Source organism: Asticcacaulis biprosthecium C19, assembly GCF_000204015.1.
GTDB lineage: Bacteria > Pseudomonadota > Alphaproteobacteria > Caulobacterales > Caulobacteraceae > Asticcacaulis > Asticcacaulis biprosthecius.
On record NZ_GL883078.1, the window covers coordinates 841814 to 861474 of the forward strand.

19 protein-coding genes are annotated in these 19661 nt (G+C 60.4%); 16 read left to right on the plus strand and 3 right to left on the minus strand.

Going from position 1 to position 19661, the window contains the following annotated elements:
- Positions 1-375: 375 nt before the first annotated feature.
- From ABI_RS14240 to ABI_RS14270, 7 genes are all read left to right on the plus strand, one after another.
- Positions 376-2682 (plus strand): glycosyltransferase family 4 protein, encoded by a 2307-nt coding sequence (locus tag ABI_RS14240; RefSeq protein WP_006273720.1) that lies wholly within the window; start codon positions 376-378, stop codon positions 2680-2682.
- Positions 2683-2778: 96 nt separating this feature from the next.
- The gene (locus tag ABI_RS14245; RefSeq protein WP_006273721.1) at positions 2779-4104 is read left to right on the plus strand and encodes a glycoside hydrolase family 130 protein; all 1326 of its coding nucleotides are present in this window, start codon (positions 2779-2781) and stop codon (positions 4102-4104) included.
- A 116-nt stretch (positions 4105-4220) separates the two neighbouring features.
- Positions 4221-5699: a glutamate--tRNA ligase gene (gene gltX, locus ABI_RS14250; RefSeq protein ID WP_050808302.1), complete on the plus strand. Its 1479-nt coding sequence runs from the start codon at positions 4221-4223 to the stop codon at positions 5697-5699.
- Between the two features lie 248 nt (positions 5700-5947).
- Positions 5948-6169: a hypothetical protein gene (locus tag ABI_RS14255; protein ID WP_006273723.1), complete on the plus strand. Its 222-nt coding sequence runs from the start codon at positions 5948-5950 to the stop codon at positions 6167-6169.
- Positions 6170-6342: 173 nt separating this feature from the next.
- Complete coding sequence (locus tag ABI_RS14260) at positions 6343-6918, plus strand: gluconate 2-dehydrogenase subunit 3 family protein (RefSeq protein WP_006273724.1); 576 nt, start codon at positions 6343-6345, stop codon at positions 6916-6918.
- A gap of 54 nt (positions 6919-6972) precedes the next feature.
- On the plus strand, positions 6973-8664 hold the full coding sequence (locus ABI_RS14265; protein ID WP_006273725.1) for a GMC oxidoreductase: 1692 nt from the start codon (positions 6973-6975) through the stop codon (positions 8662-8664).
- Positions 8665-8676: 12 nt separating this feature from the next.
- The gene (locus ABI_RS14270) at positions 8677-9492 is read left to right on the plus strand and encodes a sugar phosphate isomerase/epimerase family protein (RefSeq protein WP_006273726.1); all 816 of its coding nucleotides are present in this window, start codon (positions 8677-8679) and stop codon (positions 9490-9492) included.
- A gap of 515 nt (positions 9493-10007) precedes the next feature.
- On the opposite strand, the gene ABI_RS25710 is transcribed toward ABI_RS14270, so the two are convergent.
- Positions 10008-10175, minus strand: a complete 168-nt coding sequence (locus ABI_RS25710) for a hypothetical protein (protein ID WP_006273728.1) — start codon at positions 10173-10175, stop codon at positions 10008-10010.
- A 413-nt stretch (positions 10176-10588) separates the two neighbouring features.
- Between ABI_RS25710 and ABI_RS14275 the strand changes: the two genes are divergently transcribed.
- The 9 genes from ABI_RS14275 (at position 10589) to ABI_RS14310 (ending at position 18261) form a co-directional block, all read left to right on the plus strand.
- Positions 10589-10882, plus strand: coding sequence for an ElaB/YgaM/YqjD family protein (locus ABI_RS14275; RefSeq protein ID WP_006273729.1), 294 nt, complete (start codon positions 10589-10591; stop codon positions 10880-10882).
- 247 nt (positions 10883-11129) lie between these two features.
- Entirely contained in the window at positions 11130-11534 is a 405-nt protein-coding gene (locus tag ABI_RS14280; RefSeq protein ID WP_040309283.1) for a hypothetical protein, read from the plus strand.
- A gap of 192 nt (positions 11535-11726) precedes the next feature.
- Positions 11727-13589: a sensor histidine kinase gene (locus ABI_RS14285; RefSeq protein WP_006273731.1), complete on the plus strand. Its 1863-nt coding sequence runs from the start codon at positions 11727-11729 to the stop codon at positions 13587-13589.
- Complete coding sequence (locus tag ABI_RS14290) at positions 13586-14059, plus strand: response regulator (protein ID WP_006273732.1); 474 nt, start codon at positions 13586-13588, stop codon at positions 14057-14059. Before ABI_RS14285 ends, ABI_RS14290 begins: the two co-directional genes overlap by 4 nt.
- An 88-nt stretch (positions 14060-14147) precedes the next feature.
- The gene (locus ABI_RS14295) at positions 14148-15710 is read left to right on the plus strand and encodes a hybrid sensor histidine kinase/response regulator (RefSeq protein WP_006273733.1); all 1563 of its coding nucleotides are present in this window, start codon (positions 14148-14150) and stop codon (positions 15708-15710) included.
- Positions 15711-16208: 498 nt separating this feature from the next.
- Positions 16209-16766 (plus strand): hypothetical protein, encoded by a 558-nt coding sequence (locus ABI_RS14300; RefSeq protein WP_157138903.1) that lies wholly within the window; start codon positions 16209-16211, stop codon positions 16764-16766.
- 15 nt (positions 16767-16781) lie between these two features.
- Entirely contained in the window at positions 16782-16955 is a 174-nt protein-coding gene (locus ABI_RS25275; RefSeq protein ID WP_157138904.1) for a hypothetical protein, read from the plus strand.
- 8 nt (positions 16956-16963) lie between these two features.
- On the plus strand, positions 16964-17278 hold the full coding sequence (locus tag ABI_RS14305) for a hypothetical protein (RefSeq protein WP_006273736.1): 315 nt from the start codon (positions 16964-16966) through the stop codon (positions 17276-17278).
- A 236-nt stretch (positions 17279-17514) separates the two neighbouring features.
- Positions 17515-18261: a sensor histidine kinase gene (locus tag ABI_RS14310; RefSeq protein ID WP_245531356.1), complete on the plus strand. Its 747-nt coding sequence runs from the start codon at positions 17515-17517 to the stop codon at positions 18259-18261.
- A gap of 206 nt (positions 18262-18467) precedes the next feature.
- On the opposite strand, the gene ABI_RS14315 is transcribed toward ABI_RS14310, so the two are convergent.
- Together ABI_RS14315 and ABI_RS14320 are read right to left on the minus strand one after the other, a co-directional pair.
- On the minus strand, positions 18468-18650 hold the full coding sequence (locus ABI_RS14315; RefSeq protein ID WP_006273738.1) for a DUF1328 domain-containing protein: 183 nt from the start codon (positions 18648-18650) through the stop codon (positions 18468-18470).
- A 195-nt stretch (positions 18651-18845) separates the two neighbouring features.
- The gene (locus ABI_RS14320; protein WP_006273739.1) at positions 18846-19568 is read right to left on the minus strand and encodes a response regulator; all 723 of its coding nucleotides are present in this window, start codon (positions 19566-19568) and stop codon (positions 18846-18848) included.
- Positions 19569-19661 lie beyond the last annotated feature (93 nt).

Below are 19661 nucleotides of genomic sequence, written 5' to 3' on the forward strand. Positions count from 1 at the left end.
GTCGGTCTTCGACCTCAGGCTTCCACTCACTCGAGCGGTCCCCCTCCCCGACAAGCGGGGAGGAGCAAGAAATTAGCGCTCTTGAAAACAAAGCCTATGGTTTTTAAATAGCTTTTCCCCACGCACGATGTCGTGACAGGGGCAATTATGTGCGCGTTCGCACTATTTTTGTGCTATGCAGCATGATTGTCCGCTTACTGTAAATTCCGTCTTCCCTACTGCTTTTTTATGGGCTGACGGGCAGTATGCCTACATTCCGCAAGGTTTTCAGAGCCTTAGCACAATTCCGTGATCAGTCCAAACAAAGGCGTGAGAAGCATTGACGGCTTTTTCCGCGCGAGAGGACGTGCGTTCCAAGCTCATCGAGGTAAGAATATGCTGCAGTCCAACAGTTTCCAGGCCGCCAATCGGATCGAAGACGAAGACTTCAGCGTAATCGATATTCCCTTTCTAAATGACGCCAAGTCCGGTGCCGTCCGCCTGACCCGGCCGGCGATTATCGGCAACTTCCCGCCGCGCCAATGCGGCCTGGCCACCTTCACGCGCGACATGTACGCCTGCCTGTCCATGGCCCTGCCGAAGGCGCAGTGGAGCGTGGTCGCCATGAATGACCCCGGCGCGTCATACGACTATCCGGCAGAGGTGACGCACCAACTTCCGCAGAACGACATCGAAGCCTACCGCGCCCTGGCCGACGAACTGAACACCGCCGGCAACGACGTGGTCTTCGTCCAGCATGAATTCGGCATCTATGGCGGGCCGTCCGGCCGCTATCTGCTGGCCATGCTGGAGCGGCTCAACATGCCGATCGTCACCACCTTGCACACCATTCTGGAAAAGCCCAACGCCGAACAGCGCCTGGTTATGGATGCCCTGATCCGCCTGTCCGACACCCTGGTCACCATGGCACAGAAGGGCAAGGACATCCTGATGCGCGTCTATCAGGTGCCGGAAGCCCGCATCGCCGTCATCCCGCACGGCGCCCCGTCGCGGCCGCTTCGCGACACCACCAGCTTCAAGGCCGAACTGGGCCTGACCAACAAGAAAACCCTGACCACCTTTGGGCTGCTGTCGCCCAACAAGGGGATCGAGACCGTTATCCAGGCGCTGCCCGATATCGTCCGCGGCTGCCCCAACCTAATCTATCTGGTCATCGGGGCCACCCATCCGCACCTGATCCGCAACGAAGGCGAAAAGTACCGCGACAGCCTCAAGCAGATGGCGCGCGATCTCGGCGTCGAACGCCATGTCCACTTCATCAACAGCTTCGTCAATGATGCCGAACTGGTCGACATCCTGCAGGCCACTGACGTCTATGTCACGCCCTACCTGACCGAGACCCAGATCACGTCGGGCACACTCTCCTATGCCCTGGCGCTGGGCCGGCCGATCGTCTCGACGCCCTACTGGCATGCTCAGGAAGTCCTGGCCGGCGGCGTCGGCGCCCTCTGCCCCTTCAAGGATGTCCACGCCTTTACCCTGGCCATCTCCAACCTGCTGGCCTCGGACACGGCGCGCACCGCCATGTCGCAGCGTGCCTATCAGGCCGGGCTGTCGTCGCGCTGGTCGGCTGTGGCCAACGCCTATGTCACCCGCGCCGAGGCTGACGCCGAACGCCGTACCGAAGAGCCCGGCATCCGCGCCAAGGTCATCGGCGATGCGCCGGCCTGGGGCGCGATCGAGCGTATGACCGATAGCTGTGGTATTTTCCAGCACGGCAAGTACGGCCTGCCCGACCGCGAGCATGGCTATTGTGCCGACGACAATTGCCGCGCCCTGTCGCTGGCAGCGCGCCTGTCGAACATCTCGCCCCTGACGCCGCGCCAGATTGAACTGACGCGCATCTATGCTGCCTTCATGAACCATGCCTGGAACCATGATACGCGTTTCCGCAACTTCATGTCGTTTGGCCGGCAGTGGCTGGACGACGGCGGTTCAGACGACTGCTGCGCCCGGTCTTTCGAGTGTTTGGTCGATGTCGCCCGCTCGAACCTGCCCGAAGACCTGCGCACCTGGGCCGTTAGCCTGGCCAATGACGTTCTCGGCAAGACAACGCAATGGCAATCCCTGCGCGCCCGCGCCATCCTGATCCGCTGCCTGGTCCGCGGTTTCGGCGTCATCGGCGATCCTCAGGAAGTACAGGTTCTGGTCCGCAAGCTCGGCCAATCGGTGCATGGCGCCTACCGGCATCATGCCCGCGCGGGCCACAAGTGGTTCGAACCTTATCTCGCCTATGACAATGCGCGCCTCAGCGAAGGGCTGATCCTGGCCGGTCAGTTCCTGGTCGACAATGCCATGCTGAACGACGGCATCGACTCCCTGCGCTGGCTGATGCAGCGCCAGACCGATGACGCCAGTGGCTGTTTCGTGCCGGTGCCGACCTCGCATTTTAAAGAGGACAGCCAGGGTCGCAACCTGTTCGACCAGCAGCCGATAGAGGTCGTCGCCACCGTCGAGGCCTGCCTCACCGCCTGGACCGTGACCACCGACTCGCTGTGGCGCAATGAAGCCCTGCGCAGCTATGCTTGGTTCCATGGTGAAAACGTCCACAGCCTGCCGATGGTGACCGCGGATGGCGGTTGCTACGACGGTTTGAACCCGAATGGCTTCAACCAGAACCAGGGCGCCGAGTCGATCCTGGCCTATCCGTTGAGCTGGACAGCCCTTAAGGCCGGTCTCTGAGCCCGAAGCTGCGCGTATAACAACACCGTGATCACCCTCTCTCCGTACAAGGACAGAGGGTGTCAAACTTTTTGCAACAGACTATAGGAGGCGGCAATGGACGGATCCGTTCGCACGACACACGGGGAACGCACCTTGACCGAGATGATCATCAGTCCAACGACCCTGCACGCCAACCCCGAGCGCGTCGTTATCCTGCCCTTTTCGATTTCGATCAGCGCGCACAACAGCGCCATGGGCGCCATGTCGCGCGTCGCGCGGATTTGCGCCGCCATCGTCGACATGCCGAACGACGTCGTCAAGGCCGAGCTGGAGATCGTCAATCGCGACTTCACCGGTCGCCACTGGCAGACGCGCGGCATCTTCCTGGAGCGCTTCCGTCAGATCCAGGCGATGCAGGGCGGCATGGATGCGCTGGATGAGGACCATCAGGCGCTGATCGGCGCCTATTTCTGTCACGAGTATAGCTATCAGGCCGCCGCGGTGATGAACCCATCGGTCGTGCCCCACCCAGACCAGACAGGCGCCCCTGTCGGCGCCACCAACTTCATCATGTCGACGCGCACCGTCGGTGAAGGCCATATCTCGACCATTTCTTTCCGCGAAGGCACCTTCCATCCTGACGGCAAGGTCGAGTTGAAACCCGATGCCCAGATCGCGGTGGCCGCCAAGCCCCACGGCAATGCCCCGCTGGACGGCGTGGTGACCGTGCATGGCCACCAGGGCTGCCCGGTGTCAGAGACTGTCTTGTTTCCGGTAACACGCAACCAGAGCAACGGCCTGGAAGACCTGCGCATGGTCAAGTTTACCGACGACAACGGCGCCTCGACCTTTATGGGCACCTACACCGCCTATAATGGCCGCGAGACGGCCTGCGAATGTCTCGAAACCAGCGACTTCCGCTCCTTCAAGCTGACCCCGTTTCGCGGAGCTGCGTCACAGCACAAGGGCCTCGCCCTGTTCCCGCGCCGCATCAATGGCCGCTATGCCGCCGTCGGCCGGCTGGATCATGAAAGCATCTTCTATCTTGAAAGCGACGACCGGCTGACCTGGAACAATGGCGATTTCCTGGCGGGACCGGTGGAACCGTGGGAACTCATCCAGATGGGCAATTGCGGTTCGCCGATCGAGCTGGACGAAGGCTGGCTGGTCCTGACCCACGGTGTCGGCGCGGTGCGGCGCTATTCTCTGGGGGCGATGCTGCTGGACAAGGACGATCCGCGCAAGGTTCTGGGCCGGTCCAAGGTGCCGCTGCTGTCGCCGTCCGAGGACAATCGTGAGGGCTACGTGCCGAACGTGATCTATACCTGTGGCGCCATGCGCTGCGGCGAGTGGGTGTTCCTGCCTTATGGCGTGGCGGATTCGAGCATTCATTTTGCCTCGATCAAGGTCGCGGATTTGCTCAAGCATTTGAGTGTGTAGGCTTTCTTTCACCTCTCCCCGCTCGCGGGGAGAGGGGTTTCTACAGCGATCTTGCCGTTTGTGCCGTAACCGCCTAAAGGAGCGGCTCATTTACGGCTGTAACGAAAGACTGCACAATGTCCTCTCCGGTTCGCGTCCGCATCGCTCCGTCCCCGACGGGCGAGCCCCACATCGGAACCATGTACACCGCGCTTCTCAACGAAGCCTTTGCGCGCCGCAACAACGGCACCTTCATCCTGCGCATCGAGGACACCGACCAGAGCCGCTCGACCCCCGATTCCGAACGCAAGATCATGGAGGCCTTCACCTGGATGGGCCTGCATTGGGAAGAAGGCCCCGACAAGGGCGGCCCCCACGCCCCCTACCGCCAGAGCGAGCGCAAGGACATCTATCACCGCTTTGCCGGCCAGCTCCTGGAGTCGGGCCACGCCTTTCGCTGCTTCTGTTCGGCCGAGCGCCTGGATCTGATGCGCAAGACCCAGCGCATGAAGGGCGAAGCGCCGAAATATGACGGCCGCTGCCTGACCTTGCCCAAGGCCGAGGCCGAAGCGCGCGCCCAGACCGAGCCGCACGTGCTGCGCATGGTGGTGCCGACCGAAGGCAATTGCGAGTTCACCGACGGCGTCTATGGCGATATCTCCATGCCGTGGTCGAACATCGACATGCAGGTGTTGATGAAGTCGGACGGCATGCCGACCTACCACCTGGCCAATGTCGTCGACGACCATGTCATGGAAATCAGCCACGTCATCCGCGGCGAAGAGTGGATGTCGTCGACGCCCAAGCATATTCTGCTGTACCGCCATTTCGGCTGGACTCCGCCGCAGTACCTGCACCTGCCGCTGATGCGCCAGCTCGATCGCTCCAAGCTGTCGAAACGCCGTAACCCAACCTCGATGTCGTGGTTCGAAGCCCAGGGCTACCTGCCGGAGGCCCTGGCCAACTTCCTGGGTCACTACTTTGTCCGCTTCGAAGAGGGCGAGGACGAGCTGATGACGCGCGACGAATTCATCCAGCGCTTCGATATCGCCCAGGTGTCCAAGGCCGGCGCTGTGTTCGACGTCAAGAAGCTGGACTGGATGAACGCGCGCTGGATCCGCGAACGCAAGACGCCGGAGCAGTTCCGCGCGGACGTCATGAAATGGGCGGCACGCGAGAGCCGCGCCGACCGCGTTCTGGACCTGGCCCAGTCGCGGGTCGAAAAGCTGGCCGACCTGGCGCCGCTGATCGCCTTCATGTTCGTCGGCCATATTGACCTGAAGGCCGAGGCTTTCGACGGGCTGAAGGCGACGAAAGAGCAACTGCGCGAGATCCTGACGCGCTCCTATGCGCTGATCGATACCCTGACCGAGTTTACCGGTGAGTCGATCTTCAACGCCGTAGCGGCCATCGCAAAAGAGATAGGCCTGAAGACCAAGGACGCCGCGCCGATCCTGTTCGTGGCGATTACCGGCACGACGCGGTCGCTGCCGGTGTTCCAGGCGATGGAAGTGCTGGGCCGATCGGTCTGCCGCGAACGCCTGCGCGCGGCGGTCAAGCTGGTGTCGGACGAGGAAGAGACGGTCGCCGAAGAAGCTGAAGCGACGGACGCGTAACGCTGTAGAATCCCCTCTCCCCGTTTACGGGGAGAGGTTAGGGTGAGGGGCATGCTGTACCGCCCGGTGTATAAGCGTCTTCGGAAGGCCCGTCAGGCTCGCCGCCCCGCGCCGATCGCGTTCACTTCGTTCCGCTCTCGTCCTCTCACCGCAAGCGGTGGAGGATAATTTTATACGCTTCTCCATCTCCCGCGCTGAGAACTTATGCGTCCGGATGCAGACTGTCTCTTTCTGCAGAGGAGACAGCCATGCTCGACGACAAAAATCCCGAAACCGACCTCGATCTCGATGAACACGCCGGCGACGAAGTCGGCGACAACATCCTGAACGAGGACGAGGACCAAGACCTCGACGACGACGTGGATGACGAAAACGACGAAGGCGAAACTGGCATCGGCGTGATCGACGATCTGTCCAACGGCGACACCGACAGCGAAAACGAAACCGGTACGATAACACCGGCTCTGTAAAGGTTTACACGACATCGCATTGTAAAGGATTACAATCTTTGCGCATCAAGGGACCTGCTCAACCCAGCAGGTCCCTTTTTCGTGACAAAATTTTGCATTGTCGGATCGAATTTTCCGTGTCTACATGGCGTCGTCTCAACACCCCGCAAGAGGGCAAAAGACAGGAGAGAAACATGGACCATCTCAGCATGAACCGCCGCATGGCTCTGGGCGCGATCGCCGGCGCCTTCGGTATGACGCTGATTCCCGCCCTTGCCAGAGCCGCCGACCTTGCCGCAGACCCGACGGCGTCGGAACTCGGCTTTCAGCCCACCACGACCGTCTTCACCGCGGCTCAACGCGCCTTTGTCGCCGCCTACAGCGAGCGCATTGTGCCGACCACCGACACACCTGGGGCGATTGCCGCCGGCGTACCCGCCTATATAGAAATGATGCTGGGCGATTGGTTCACCGGCAACGAACGCGCCGACTTCATCAAGGGCATCGACGCGGTCGAGGCGCACGCCAAAACCAGCCGCAAGAAAAGCTTCGCCAAGCTGAAGGCCGCCATACAGGATGAGGTTATCACCGAGGTGATGAACGGCAAGGTGCCCGGCGCCGGAACCGAGTTTTTCTATGCCTCACGCCAGTTGGTGGTGTCGGGCTATTACAGCTCCGAAATCGGCATGACAGTCGAGCGAGTCTACCTGCCCGTCCCCGGCCGCTATGACGGCGATTACAAGTACGAAGGCCGCGTCTTCACCGGCTGATGGCATACAGCCGCGGGTCTGCGCAGACGGACGGCGGCACCAGGAGAGAAACAAATGCAAGACGCGTCCTATGAGTTCGACGCCATCGTCATCGGTTCGGGGGTCAGTGGCGGCTGGGCCGCCAAGGAACTGACCGAAAAGGGCATGAAGGTGCTGATGCTCGACCGCGGTTACATGGTCGAACACGGCGATTATCCGGGCGAAGGCAAAGGTGCCTGGGAACTGCCCTTCCGCGGCCAGACACAAAAGGCCAAGGTCGAGAGCGACCATTTCAAAGCCCGGTTCGGCGGCGCCGAAGGCTCCGACAAGGCGCATTATTTTAACAACGACCGGCTGAACCCCTATGCCTATGACGAAGGCAAGGATTTCCGCTGGGTCCGACCGGCCATTGTCGGCGGCAAGTCGATCCTGTGGGGCCGGGTGTCGCTGCGCTGGAACGCCACCGACTTCGAAGCCAACAAGAAAGACGGCAACGGCAATGACTGGCCGATCCGTTATGACGACATCGCGCCGTGGTATGACTATGTCGAATCCTATGCCGGCATTGCCGGCAACAAGGACGGGCTGGACGAACTGCCCGACGGCCAGTTCCAACCGCCGCACCCGATGAACGTGGCCGAGCGCTGGGTCCAGGACCAGTTCAAGTCGAATGTGCCGGGCCGTCACTTCATCCATAACCGCGTCGCCAACATGACCGAGGACAAGCCCGAACAGGGCCGGTCGCGTTGCCAGAGCCGAAGCCAGTGTGCGCGCGGCTGTTCGTTCGGTGCCTATTTCTCGACCCAAGCGGTGACCCTGCCGGCGGCGCGCGCCACCGGCAACCTGACCCTGATCCCCGACTCCGTGGTGACGTCGCTGGAATATGATGAGGCCAAGAAGCGCGTCACCGGCGTGCGCGTCATCGATGCCAACACCAAAGAAGCCAAGACCTATCGCTCACGCATCGTCTTCCTGTGCGCCTCGACCCTGGCTTCGGTGCAGATCCTGCTGAATTCGCGCGCCGAAGGCCGTTCCGACAGCTTCGCCAATCAGAGCGGGACCCTTGGCCGTTATGTCATGGACCACATCTTCCGGGTCAGCATTTCGGGCGAGGTCCCGGGCTTCAATGACATGATCGAATATGGCCGGCGGCCGGGTGGGATCTACATCCCGCGCTTCCGCAACCTGCGCGACGACCAGAAAAACGAAGTCGACTTCGTGCGCGGGTATGGCTACCAGGGCGGCGCCGGTCGCGGCCCCAAATGGCCGGAAGGCTTTGGTGCCGACATGAAGGAGCAGATGCGTGAATACGGAGCGTGGCGGATGGGCATGATGGCGTTCGGTGAATGCCTGCCCTATCGCGACAACACCCTGACCCTGTCGCCGACCAAGGTCGACCGCTTTGGCGTGCCCCTGGCTGTGTTCAATGTCACCTTCCACGACAACGAATACAAGATGATGGCCGACGCCAAGCAGGAAGGCATCCGGATGCTGACCGCGGCGGGCCTGAAAAACGTCAAGGCCGAGCAGCGCGAACACGTGCCGGGTGACGCCATCCACGAAATGGGCGGCGCGCGCATGGGCCACAGTCCGCAGGAGTCGGTCGTCAACAAGTGGAGCCAGGCGCACGACGCGCCGAACCTGTTCATTACCGACGGCGCCCAGATGGCGTCGACCTCGTGCGTCAATCCCTCGATCACCTTCATGGCCTTGACGGCGCGCGCCGCCGACTATGCCGTGAAGCAGGTCAAAGCCAATATTATTTAAGGAAAATTCGTCATGAACGCCTTTACCCCTTCGCGCCGCGGATTCCTGATGGGCGCCGCTGCGCTCGGCCTGGCCAGCGCCGGTTCTGCCCAGGCCCACGCCTATCATCATCTGGGCATGCAACTATACACCGTACGTGATGCCTTCAACGCCGACCCCTTGGCCGCGCTGACAAAGGTCAAGGCGATCGGATTTGCCGAGGTCGAGACCGCCGGCCTGGCCGGACGGACCGCGAAAGAGATCCGCGGCTTCTTGGATCAGGCTGGGCTGAAAGCTGTATCGAGCCATGTGCCGCACGACGACTGGTTCACCCGCCCCGAGGCGGCACTGGACGAGGTCGCGACGCTTGGCGGCAGCTATGCCGTCCTGGCCTGGCTCTCGCCGGAGCGGCGCAAGGACTGGGCCAAGCTGGGCGAACAGATGAACGGCTGGGCCGACCTGGCCAAGGCGCGCGGCATCACGGTGGCCTATCACAACCACGACTTCGAGTTCGTGAAGACGGCCGAAGGCATGCCGTTTCATATCCTGATGGAAACGACCGACCCGGCCAAGGTGGCGATCGAGCTCGACTGTTACTGGGCCAGCTTCGCCGGCCACGATCCGCTCCATGTCCTGCATGAGCATGGCGACCGCATCAAGCTGCTGCACCTGAAGGACAAGGCGGCTGACGGCAAGATGACTTCGGTCGGTTCGGGCGTGATCGACTACACGGCGGTGTTGAAAGCGGCCAAGGAAAAGGGCGTGACGAATGTGTTTGTCGAGCACGATAACCCGACGGACGCCTTTGCCAGCCTGCAGGCGAGCTATGCGTATCTGACCAAGACCTAGGTTCTGCTCGGCCGGTGGAATCAAAAGACGGAAAGAGCGGAAAGAAACGGAATTCCGGTCGTGGCAACTCGCGCGCGAAGCGCCTTCATTCTATGTGTTTGGGGTTTTGCGCCAGCCGGCTTGAAACCCTGAATTCCGTGTCTTCAGTTTGCGACGCCGCAGGCGGTGCTTCAGTGTTTTTGGTGTTCCACTTAAATGCCGGCGACAGGCCGGCTGGCGGAGATATCTCTGAGATGAAGAAGAGGAACACGGACCACACGGAGGCCGCTACGCGGCGACACTGAAAACACGGAATTCAGGGTGTGTAGGGCTTGGGTGCAAAACGTCATCGTTTTCGGGAATGAAGGCGCTTCGCGCGGGAGGTGCCACGACCGGAACTCCGTTTCTTTCCGCCTCTTTCCGTCTTTTCCGTCGTTTGATTCTACCAGCCTTTCATGCAAAAAAACGCCCCCGGCCAGGGAGCGGCCGAAGGGCGAGTCATGCGGGAGGTGGATACGCTTGACGACGGACTAATCTTACTTTTCCGTGCCCGGAACCGACGTCTTGGGCAGCTTGCCGTTGCCGATACGGCCTTCATTGCGAAGTGCGCGACCCTTATCGGCCATCTTGTCGTTGTGAACGGCTTCGCCCAGCTCTTCTTCGGCGGCGCCGACGGTTTCCTTGATGCTCGACTTGATCGACATGGTCAGTCTCCTGATGAAATGATCATCGCCCGCCATCCTGGCTGCGATTGAACCAAGCCTATCAGCCGCCGCATAAGTTTGATGCGCGCAGCCGTCGCCGATGACGTAAAAATCGGATCAAGGGTGCGCACGTGCCGTCCAGCCTGTGGACAATTCCTTTATATTATAGGCATTCGCCGTATCTTTATGCCGCCTTTATAATATCCGCTGACGTCCACATGGCTTCCTTAAACGCGATGCACCAATCTAGGATTATCACGTCCACGGTTTCCGGCGCGGCACAGTCCGGGGCTCTTTACCGCCCCCCCTAGCCTAAGACCTCGGATTATACGCCGTGCAAGCAATCCGTGGACGTGAGCCCTTTTCCTCCCCCGAAAAATTGACCTCCCTTTTGTTTGTACAGGAGACGAACCATGCTTTCTTCCGCGACCAAGGCCGCCGCCAATGTTACCAAGACCCTGGCTGAAAACGACATCCGCAACGCTGCCCGCGACACCGAAAACACCGGCCGTGACATCTTGCACAATGTCAGCGATTACGCTCAGGATGCCGGTCAGAAGGTTCGCGGCTTCGTCGACAAGACCGTCGATCAGACGCGCAGCACGACCGACAAGCTGACGACCGAAATCAAGTCCAATCCCATTCGCTCCAGTGCCATTGCGCTGGGGGCCGGTTTCATCCTCGGCGCCCTGCTGGCGCGCCGCTAAGCTTATTCGTTCGCATCGGGTCATCAAGCCCCCCCCGAGTGATGATCAGATGCCGGAGCGGAGCATGGTGTCCTGGCCATGCTCCGCTCCCGAAGTTTTTGGAAGCCGCCAGGCTGGCCTGCAAAGAGCCGTTTTCTGCGCTTCCGGTGCTCACGTACTTAAGTACGCTCCGCTCCGGTTCTCGAAACCAGCCCTTTTCGGCTCAGCCTGACGGCCTCCCTGTAATTAACCTCATTGAGAGAACACGATGTCGGTCATTTTGCGGCTTCTGGATCTGCTTTCGGCCAGCCATAAACTGAAAGATTCCAAGCCGTACGTCATGCGCGCCCTGGCTGGCATGGCCGTGTTCCTCATGCTCAGCGTCTTCGCCACCTTGATGACAGCCTTGCTGTTCGCCTCCCTGCTTTGGCTGATTTATGCCGAAATGCTGGCCGCCGGCGTCGGCAGCGCCTTTGCCGGTACTCTGGTTGCTGGCCTGGGTCTGATCACCATTGGCCTGACGGCCTTCGCCGCCCTGCGCACCTGGGCTGCCGTCCGCACGGACATCGACCTTGTATTCAATGCCCAGACGCCGGTTGTCAGCAAGGTCGCCGACCGCGTCAGCAACATCGCCGGCGCCTTTATCTCCGGCCTTCGCAGCCGCAGAGCCTGAAATTCCCTATAAAATTTTAGCTCTTACCGCGTTTTTACATTCAACATGGCCCCGCTTATTGTCCGTTTACACCCCGCCCGATAGGGTGCAGGGTGGCTGGGTGATGCCGCCGTTTCATCCCGGCGGCGGGCCGGACGCTTGAGCCGTCAGGCCGGGCATGCCACAATCAAGAAAAAAGCTGGCCGGTTAATTATGCGCTTGCCCTGGGGAATTACCGTCAAAGAGGTCTATCTGGCCTTCTTCGCCGTGATCGCCATTGCCTTGTGCGGCTTCATCATGGTCATCTACGGTCAATACGAGCGCGTCCAGCAATCGCACAAATACACGATCTACCAGTATGAAAATATCCGTCAGAGCCGGATGATCCTGAGTGACGTCATCGACATGGAAACCGGCGTGCGCGGCTTCGTCCTGTCGGGCCAAACCCGCTTCCTGCAACCTTATGACCGGGCCAATGCCCGTCTGCGCGACGAAATCTTCGCCCTGCGCAACCAGACCTATTACGAACCCACCTCCTTTGCCGAAACCAATGCCTGGCTGGAACAGATCGAGGCCATCCAGACCTTGCTGGCCAAACAGGTTACCCGGGTCAAGTCCCAGGGCCGCAGCGTCATTTCGTCGGCCGAAATGGAGGAGGAGGTCCAGCAGATGGACCGCCTGCGCACGACGGTGGAGGCTGCCGTCGACAAGCGGCTGATCATGCTGCGCCAACAGGTCGAACTCGTCGACAAGCAGCGCAACAATTTCCTCTATATCCTCGTTTTTGGCGCCGTCCTGGGGGTTGGGATCCTGCTGGCCGGCACGGTGCTGATCATCCGGCTGGAAAGCGAGAAGGAAAAGGCCGAGGACGAGAATCGCCGCGCCGAATCGCGCTTCCTGGCCGTGATGAACGGGGTCAATGACGGTCTGTATGAGCTCAACTTCGTCAATGACTCCATGTTCATGTCGCACGAGTTCAAGGCCATGCTGGGCTATGACGACGATGAACTGGAGGAAACGGCCGAGACTGCCATCGCCCTGATTCACCCAGACGACGTCGAAGCCTCGCTGGAGGTCCGCCGCGACTACATCACCAAGAAGGTGCCCTTCTACAGCAATGTGTTCCGCATGAAGCACAAGGACGGCACCTGGCGCTGGATCCTGTCGCGCGGCATCGGCACCTGGGACAAATTCGGCCAGATCCGCAGCCTGATCGGTACCCATACCGATATCAGCGAACAAAAGGCGCGCGAAGAAGACCTGCGCCAGCTCAATGCCGACATGGAAGCTTTCACCTACATCACCTCGCACGACATGCGCTCGCCACTGGTCAACCTGAAAGGCTTTTCGCACGAACTGGCTATTGCGGTGCATGAGGTCAACGAACTGCTGGAACCGAAGAAGGACCAGATCGGCGCCCCGACGTGGGACAAGCTGGAAACCATCCTCAAGCGCGATGTACCGGAGGCCCTGGGCTTTATCGGTAACGCCGTCGACCGCATGGACACCCTGACCACGGCCATCCTGGACCTGTCGCGTATCGGCAAGTACGTCTATCAAGACGAGAAGGTCAATGCGCGTGACGTGGTCGACACCTGCCTGGGCGCCCAAAGCTACGAAATCAGCAACAAGGGGGTCGAGGTCAAGGTCGGCGCCCTGCCGGAACTGGTCACCGACCGCACGGCCCTGGAGCAGATCTTCTCCAACCTGATCGACAATGCCGTCAAATATCTGCGCGCCGATGAACCGGGTAAAATCGAGATCACCTGCCACGAAACCGGCCGCGATTATATCTTCTCCGTTCGGGACAATGGTCGCGGCATTGCGCCGGAGGACAGCGACCGGGTGTTCAACATCTTCCGCCGCGCCCGCAACACCGGCGATGTGCGCGGTCTCGGGATCGGCATGGCCTTCGTCAAGGCGTCGCTGCGGCGCATGTCCGGCGCCATCTGGTTCGAATCGGCGCTGAACAGCGGCACGACCTTCTTTTTCAGCCTGCCCAAGAAGACGCTGGAGGCACTGCGGCCGGCCGTCGAAAACCGCAGGACCGCCTCGACCCGCGGAGGGCGCGGATGATGGAGCCCTTTGCCCAGCCCTTCACCGTGGTGATGATCGAGGACGATCCCGGCCACGCGGCCCTGATCCGGCGCAACCTCCAGCGCGGCGGCGTCATGAACCCGATCACCCTGCTCACCACAGGGACCGAGGCGGTAGACTATTTCTTCCCCGAAACGGGCGCGGCCGGATCGCATATTCCCGATGCCCATGAGCCCTGCGTTGTCATGCTGGACCTGAATCTGCCGGATATCGACGGGTTTGAGATCTTGCGCCGCCTGAAGGCAGATGACCGTACCCGCCTGATCCCGGTCGTGGTGCTGACCACCACCGATCATCCGAAAGATATTGACCGGTGCTATGCTTTGGGGTGCAATGGGTTTATGACCAAGCCGGTCGGCTATGAGGCCTTTTCTGACGCGATTCGTAAACTGGGGCTGATGCTGACCGTCGTGCGCGTACCCCACATTCCCGACAATCGTCATGGCTAATACAACAGACCCCTCTGGAAACCCCTCAGGAAAACCTCCAGGCGCCGCATCCGGCAACGCGTCCGGACGTGCCACGACGCACCACGCCATGCACCGCATCCTTTATGTCGAGGACGATGCGGCGCTGAGCCGTCTGTTGCAGCGGCGCATGGAGCGCGCTGGCCTGACGGTCGATACCGTGGAAACCGCCGAGGCGGGCCTTGAGGCGCTGAAGGCCACCACCTACGACCTGGTCCTGGTTGACTACAACCTGCCGGGCATGAACGGTCTGGAGTTGCTGGATCATCTCAGCCGGATGCCCCAGCCGCCACCCGCCGTCATCCTGACCACCGGCGGCGATGAGCGCATCGCGCTGGAGGCCCTGGAAAAGGGCGCCGCCGACTATGCGGTCAAGGACGTCAACCAGACCTATCTCGACCTGTTGCCGGCCATCATGACCTCGGCCTTCACCAAGGAGCGGCTGCTGCGCGAGAACGCCCAGCAGCGCGACGAACTGCAGCACGCCAAGGAACGCGCCGAGGCGGCCAGCCAGGCCAAGAGCCGCTTCCTGGCGACCATGAGCCACGAAATCCGCACGCCGATGAACGTGGTCACCGGCCTGGCCAGCGTCCTGGCCAAGTCGCCGCTGAACGACGAGCAGAAGAAGATCGTCGACACGCTGCGCACCAATGCTGACCTGCTGCTGAAGCTGATCAACGATCTGCTCGACATCAGCCGCATCGAGGACGATCACATCGACCTGGAGCAGTTGCCGTTCGAGGTCTCGGCCATCCTGCGCGATATCCGCGTCATGTTCGAACAGGATATCGCCCGCAAGGGGCTGACACTCCAGTTGGAGGACAAGACGCACGGAACGGTGTTGCAGGGCGACCGGACGCGGCTGCAGCAGGTGTTGATGAACCTGGTCAGCAACGCCTTGAAGTTTACCGATTCGGGCGAGATTACCCTGCGCGCCGAGGTCACGCCCGACGGCGACGATCACACCATCCTGCACATGAGCGTCAGCGATTCCGGCATCGGCATCGAGCGCGAAAAGCTGCCGCTGATTTTTGAGAAGTTTACCCAGGCGGATGAAACCATCACCCGGCGCTATGGCGGTTCGGGCCTCGGCCTGTCGATCGCGCGTTCGCTGGTCGAACTGATGGGCGGCGATATCCGCGTCGAAAGCCGGCCGGGCGAAGGCTCGGTCTTCCACGTCACGCTGCGTCTGCCGCGCGGCTTTGCCCGTGAAGCGGTGACCGAACCCGAACTGCCGCGCCGTCGTCCAATGGAGGGCGAGGCCAAGCCGATGGTGCTGATCGTCGAAGACTATGCGCCGAACATCATGGTGCTGTCGCTGATGCTGGAGGAGCTCGGCTACGACGCTCTGGCCGCGGCGTCGGGCGTCGAGGCCATCCACATGGTGCGTGAGCGCGACCATCCCTTCCATGCCATCCTGATGGACGTCCAGATGCACGGCATGGATGGGCTGGAGACCACCGGCTGCATCCGCGAACTGGAAGACGAGGATGCGCGCAATATCATTATCGGGGTGACGGCGCACGCCCTGGCGGGCGACCGCGAACGCTGCCTGGCGGCGGGGATGGACGACTATATTTCCAAGCCGGTGTTGCCGGATATCCTGGCGATGAAACTGGGCCAGATCCGGTAAGGCAACAAACGGAATTCCGATAGCCGAATCTCCCGCGCGAAGCGCTTTGACGGCTTGATGGTTCAAGTGATGCACTGGCGTATTTTCACCTGGAATTCCGTGACTTCCGTGCACGCCGCCACAGGCGGCACTTCAGTGTTTTCCGTGTTCCTCTTAAAAATCTTCGGTTTACCTGAGGCTTTTAAGAGGAACACGGAAAACACTGAGGCCGCTGCGCGGCGACACTGAAAACACGGAATTCAGGACGACCGACATCTTTCAGAACAGCTAATATCTGTCAGGAAGTAAGGCGCTTCGCGCGCAAAGTGCCGCACCCGGAATTCCGCTTCTTTCCGTTTCTGTCCGGGTGTTCCGTCGTTTGAGTCTAAGAACCTGTCCGAACCTTACCGGCTCCTTACGGGGCCGAAGCGGCTTCGGCACTGCGACCTTGCAAGCCTTGGCATAACGTCACCTTCAACCGGGGGCGCTCATGGCCCCGAAATGGAGGCGATGAACGTCATGCCCGATCAAAGCGATCAAACCCTGAATGCCGCAGCGCCCGCCACCTCCCATCTCGAGCAGGTCGAAAAGGTCTCCCGCGACCTGCGCAAGCTGCTCAACGGCTGCGAAGGCGCCCGGCTGAAGACCGACGTCAAGGCCCAGATCGAAAGCCTTAACGCCTGGACCGAAACCTATCTCGACGGCCTCAACGCCGTTCAGAAGCTGACCGAACAGGGTCTTGGCACCTTGCATGACGCCCAGAAGGAACTCGCACTCTGCCTGGAAGAATATCTGCGCCTGGAAGACGAAGGCGGTAACCCCGCCACGGCCGACCAGCAGTACCGCACCGACGAAGTGTCGCGCGCCCTGCGCCGGATCAACATGCTGATCCCCGCCTTCGATACGACCTTTGCCGATCCCACGCTTGCAGAGCCCGGCGAACCGACGCCCGATACGGCGCCGGAACCGGCCCAGCCCGAGATTCCCGATCAACCGGACCAGCCGGAGACCTCTCCGGATTTGCAGCCCGACATTCCCCCCGTCACGCAACCCGAAATGCGCAGTCACGCTGCCTGAGCCGAGGACCCCATGATGAACGCTCATGTCGCCCCTTTCCCGACCCGCCGGCCGTCACCCCCGATCCACCAATCGACGATCGACGGGGACGTCTATGACGAAGACCTGCCGCCGGAACTGTTCGACGAGGATGAGGACCGCGAAGATTTGGTCACTTATCTGCATATCGCTGAACACGTCGAAGATTGAGGCAAGAAATGAGCACGACACGCGGTTCGCCACTCGGCCGGATTCTGGTGATCATTCTGGTGATCGTCCTGATCATCGCCGGCATCTGGTACTTCAACAAGAACAACTCGACCACGATCGGCGAGCATGTCGGTGAGGCTATTGACGCCGTGCCCGCGGCCGCCAACAAGGCCATTGAAGAGGTCAAGGACAGCGACACCCTGTCCAGCGTTGGCGAAAATCTCGAAGAAGCCGGCGAAAACGCCGGCAAGGGCCTGGAAAAGGCCGGCAAGTCGACCTCCAGCGCCGTCTCCAAGGCCACCGACGGCGACGACAGAACCTGAGAAAGGAACGATCGATGAAAGGCATTTTACTGTGGCTGGTGGGCATACCGATCCCCATCATCATCCTCCTCTATCTGTTTGGCGTCATGCGGTAGTACTGGACCGATCACGGCTTCGATCTTTCCCCGGGTCGAGGCCCTGATCCATGACGCGGAGCAAGGCGTAAACCTTGCTCCCTCTTTTTCATTTTTGTGTTTGCGGTGGCGCGGACCGCATATTCGAGTTAGACAATTATGATGCCCGCCAACGACATGTCCTCGCCTTCGCACGATCAAATCCGCGAATATCTGCACCGCCAGATGCTGTCGTCGGTGTCGCACGACCTGAAGACGCCGCTGGCGACCATTATCGGGTCACTGGAAGTGATGACGCTGCTGGATGCCAAGCTGTCCGAGGACAAGCGCCGCGCCCTGGTCAGTTCCGCCCTCACCGAAGCCTTCCGGCTCGACTATTTCATCACCAACATCCTGGACATGGCCAAGTTCGAAGCCGACGCCGTGCGGCCGCGTTTTGAATCGGCGCGGCTGAGCCAGATGATCCAGGATTCGCTGTCACGGCTAGGGCCTTTGAAGACGCGTGGCGAGTTGGAGATTACCCAGGTGGGTACCCAAGACGAGATTGTTACCGATCCGATGCTGGGCGCCCGGGCGATCGGCTTGGTGCTGCATAATGCCTTCAAATTCGGTGGCCGCAAGGCCGGCAAGGAAACGCCTCGGGTCGAGGTCGCCTACGGCATGAAGGACGGTTACGGCTTCGTCCGCATCCGGGACCATGGCGAAGGCATTCCCGACGATCAGCAGGTGGCGGTGTTCGACAAATACACCCGCCTGCAAAAGTCCGATCAGCAGGCCGCCGGCACGGGTCTGGGCCTGACCATCTGCCAGCATATCATGCGGCTGCTGCATGGACGGATCGAGCTGACCAACCACTCCGAAGGCGGAGCGGTGTTTACGCTAATCTATTCCGATAACCGCAAGTCGTAATCCTGCTTATTCTACGGAGCGGAAATAGTTTTAAAGCGGATCCACAGATTAGACAGATTTCACAGATTAAGCCTCTGAATAATCTGTGAAATCTGTCTAATCTGTGGACCCACTTTAACGCAATTGCCGCTACGCGGCCGGTTCAGGTCCGACACATAAAAAAAACCGGCCGCGAGGGCCGGTTCTTTATTTGGATTTTACTGCCGTCACAGTGGGGGATTGGCGCTGCGGCCGGTGATCATGCGGTACACCAGGCTGGCGATAAACAGCACCACAAAGATCACGGCGATGAACTTGGCGATTTCGGCGAAGGTGCCGGCCAGGCCGGTGAAACCGAAGAAGGCGGCAACCACCGCCAGAATAAAGAAAGTCACAATCCAGTTTAACATGGTCTTCTCCTGTCAGGCTCCGGCCTGGAGCCGGGCGTCATCCTGAGCGTAGGTGAGCGACGATAAATATACAAAGACGAGTCGTCGCTCCGAAATAAGGAAAACGTCAAAGGCCATTATCCGAAACAGAGATACAAAAAACCAGGGCCGGCACGCGCCAACCCTGGTTTTCCACCATCACGTTTTTTATAGACCTTAAGCCTGCTGGATCTTTTCCGGCTCCGGATTGATCAGGTCCATGCGGTAGCCGATGCCGGATTCCGACACGATCGACTTGCCCAGGCCCGGCCGGGTTTCCAGCTTGTCGCGCACCTGGCCGATATAGACGCGCAGATACTGCGTATCCTCCAGGTGGGCAGGGCCCCAGACTTCCTTCAGGATCTGCTTGTGCGTCAGCATGCGGCCACGGTTGACCAGGAAGAAGCGCAGCAGGTCGTATTCCTTGGGCGTAAAGCCGATACGCTCGCCATCGATAAAGACTTCATGGCGTACGAGGTCCATGCGGATCGGGCCATGGACGATTTCTGGCTCGCCGACTTCCTTGACCGCCGATTTGCGCAGATTGGCATTGATACGGGCCAGCAGAACCTCAGCCGAAAAAGGTTTGGTAACATAGTCATCGGCACCGCAGTTCAACGCCGGCGCAGCGTCGGCGTCTTCCGAGCGCGCAGTCAGCACGACGATCGGCACATTCGACCACTCACGGATCTTGGCGATGACCTCCTTGCCGTCAATGTCCGGCAAGCCCAGGTCAAGCAGGATCAAATCGGGGCGAACCGAGGCCGACAGGCGCAAGGCCTGCTTGCCGCTGTCGCATTCGCACACCTTGAAATCCGCGGCTTCCAGAAAAATGCTCAGCATTTTGCGGATTTCGTCTTCGTCATCCACAATCAGAACTGTGTTTTTCTTTTCCAGCATTTGACGTCCCAAAGAGGTAAAATTTGCACACCCCCGGATGACGGAAAATGGATAGAACCGCCCCAGAGATATCGTAACATGTAGGAGGTCAAA

What these genes read in the sequence shown, in the direction of transcription:
- ABI_RS25275 (WP_157138904.1), top strand. Translation starts at nt 16,782, where the DNA reads ATGAACGCTCATGTCGCCCCTTTCCCGACCCGCCGGCCGTCACCCCCG.
- ABI_RS14260 (WP_006273724.1), top strand. Translation starts at nt 6,343, where the DNA reads ATGGACCATCTCAGCATGAACCGCCGCATGGCTCTGGGCGCGATCGCC.
- ABI_RS14310 (WP_245531356.1), top strand. Translation starts at nt 17,515, where the DNA reads ATGCCCGCCAACGACATGTCCTCGCCTTCGCACGATCAAATCCGCGAA.
- ABI_RS14305 (WP_006273736.1), top strand. Translation starts at nt 16,964, where the DNA reads ATGAGCACGACACGCGGTTCGCCACTCGGCCGGATTCTGGTGATCATT.
- ABI_RS14245 (WP_006273721.1), top strand. Translation starts at nt 2,779, where the DNA reads ATGGACGGATCCGTTCGCACGACACACGGGGAACGCACCTTGACCGAG.
- ABI_RS14275 (WP_006273729.1), top strand. Translation starts at nt 10,589, where the DNA reads ATGCTTTCTTCCGCGACCAAGGCCGCCGCCAATGTTACCAAGACCCTG.
- ABI_RS14255 (WP_006273723.1), top strand. Translation starts at nt 5,948, where the DNA reads ATGCTCGACGACAAAAATCCCGAAACCGACCTCGATCTCGATGAACAC.
- ABI_RS14285 (WP_006273731.1), top strand. Translation starts at nt 11,727, where the DNA reads ATGCGCTTGCCCTGGGGAATTACCGTCAAAGAGGTCTATCTGGCCTTC.
- ABI_RS14265 (WP_006273725.1), top strand. Translation starts at nt 6,973, where the DNA reads ATGCAAGACGCGTCCTATGAGTTCGACGCCATCGTCATCGGTTCGGGG.
- ABI_RS14300 (WP_157138903.1), top strand. Translation starts at nt 16,209, where the DNA reads ATGCCCGATCAAAGCGATCAAACCCTGAATGCCGCAGCGCCCGCCACC.
- ABI_RS14240 (WP_006273720.1), top strand. Translation starts at nt 376, where the DNA reads ATGCTGCAGTCCAACAGTTTCCAGGCCGCCAATCGGATCGAAGACGAA.
- ABI_RS14315 (WP_006273738.1), bottom strand. Translation starts at nt 18,650, where the DNA reads ATGTTAAACTGGATTGTGACTTTCTTTATTCTGGCGGTGGTTGCCGCC.
- ABI_RS14320 (WP_006273739.1), bottom strand. Translation starts at nt 19,568, where the DNA reads ATGCTGGAAAAGAAAAACACAGTTCTGATTGTGGATGACGAAGACGAA.
- gltX (WP_050808302.1), top strand. Translation starts at nt 4,221, where the DNA reads ATGTCCTCTCCGGTTCGCGTCCGCATCGCTCCGTCCCCGACGGGCGAG.
- ABI_RS25710 (WP_006273728.1), bottom strand. Translation starts at nt 10,175, where the DNA reads ATGTCGATCAAGTCGAGCATCAAGGAAACCGTCGGCGCCGCCGAAGAA.
- ABI_RS14295 (WP_006273733.1), top strand. Translation starts at nt 14,148, where the DNA reads ATGCACCGCATCCTTTATGTCGAGGACGATGCGGCGCTGAGCCGTCTG.
- ABI_RS14280 (WP_040309283.1), top strand. Translation starts at nt 11,130, where the DNA reads ATGTCGGTCATTTTGCGGCTTCTGGATCTGCTTTCGGCCAGCCATAAA.
- ABI_RS14290 (WP_006273732.1), top strand. Translation starts at nt 13,586, where the DNA reads ATGATGGAGCCCTTTGCCCAGCCCTTCACCGTGGTGATGATCGAGGAC.
- ABI_RS14270 (WP_006273726.1), top strand. Translation starts at nt 8,677, where the DNA reads ATGAACGCCTTTACCCCTTCGCGCCGCGGATTCCTGATGGGCGCCGCT.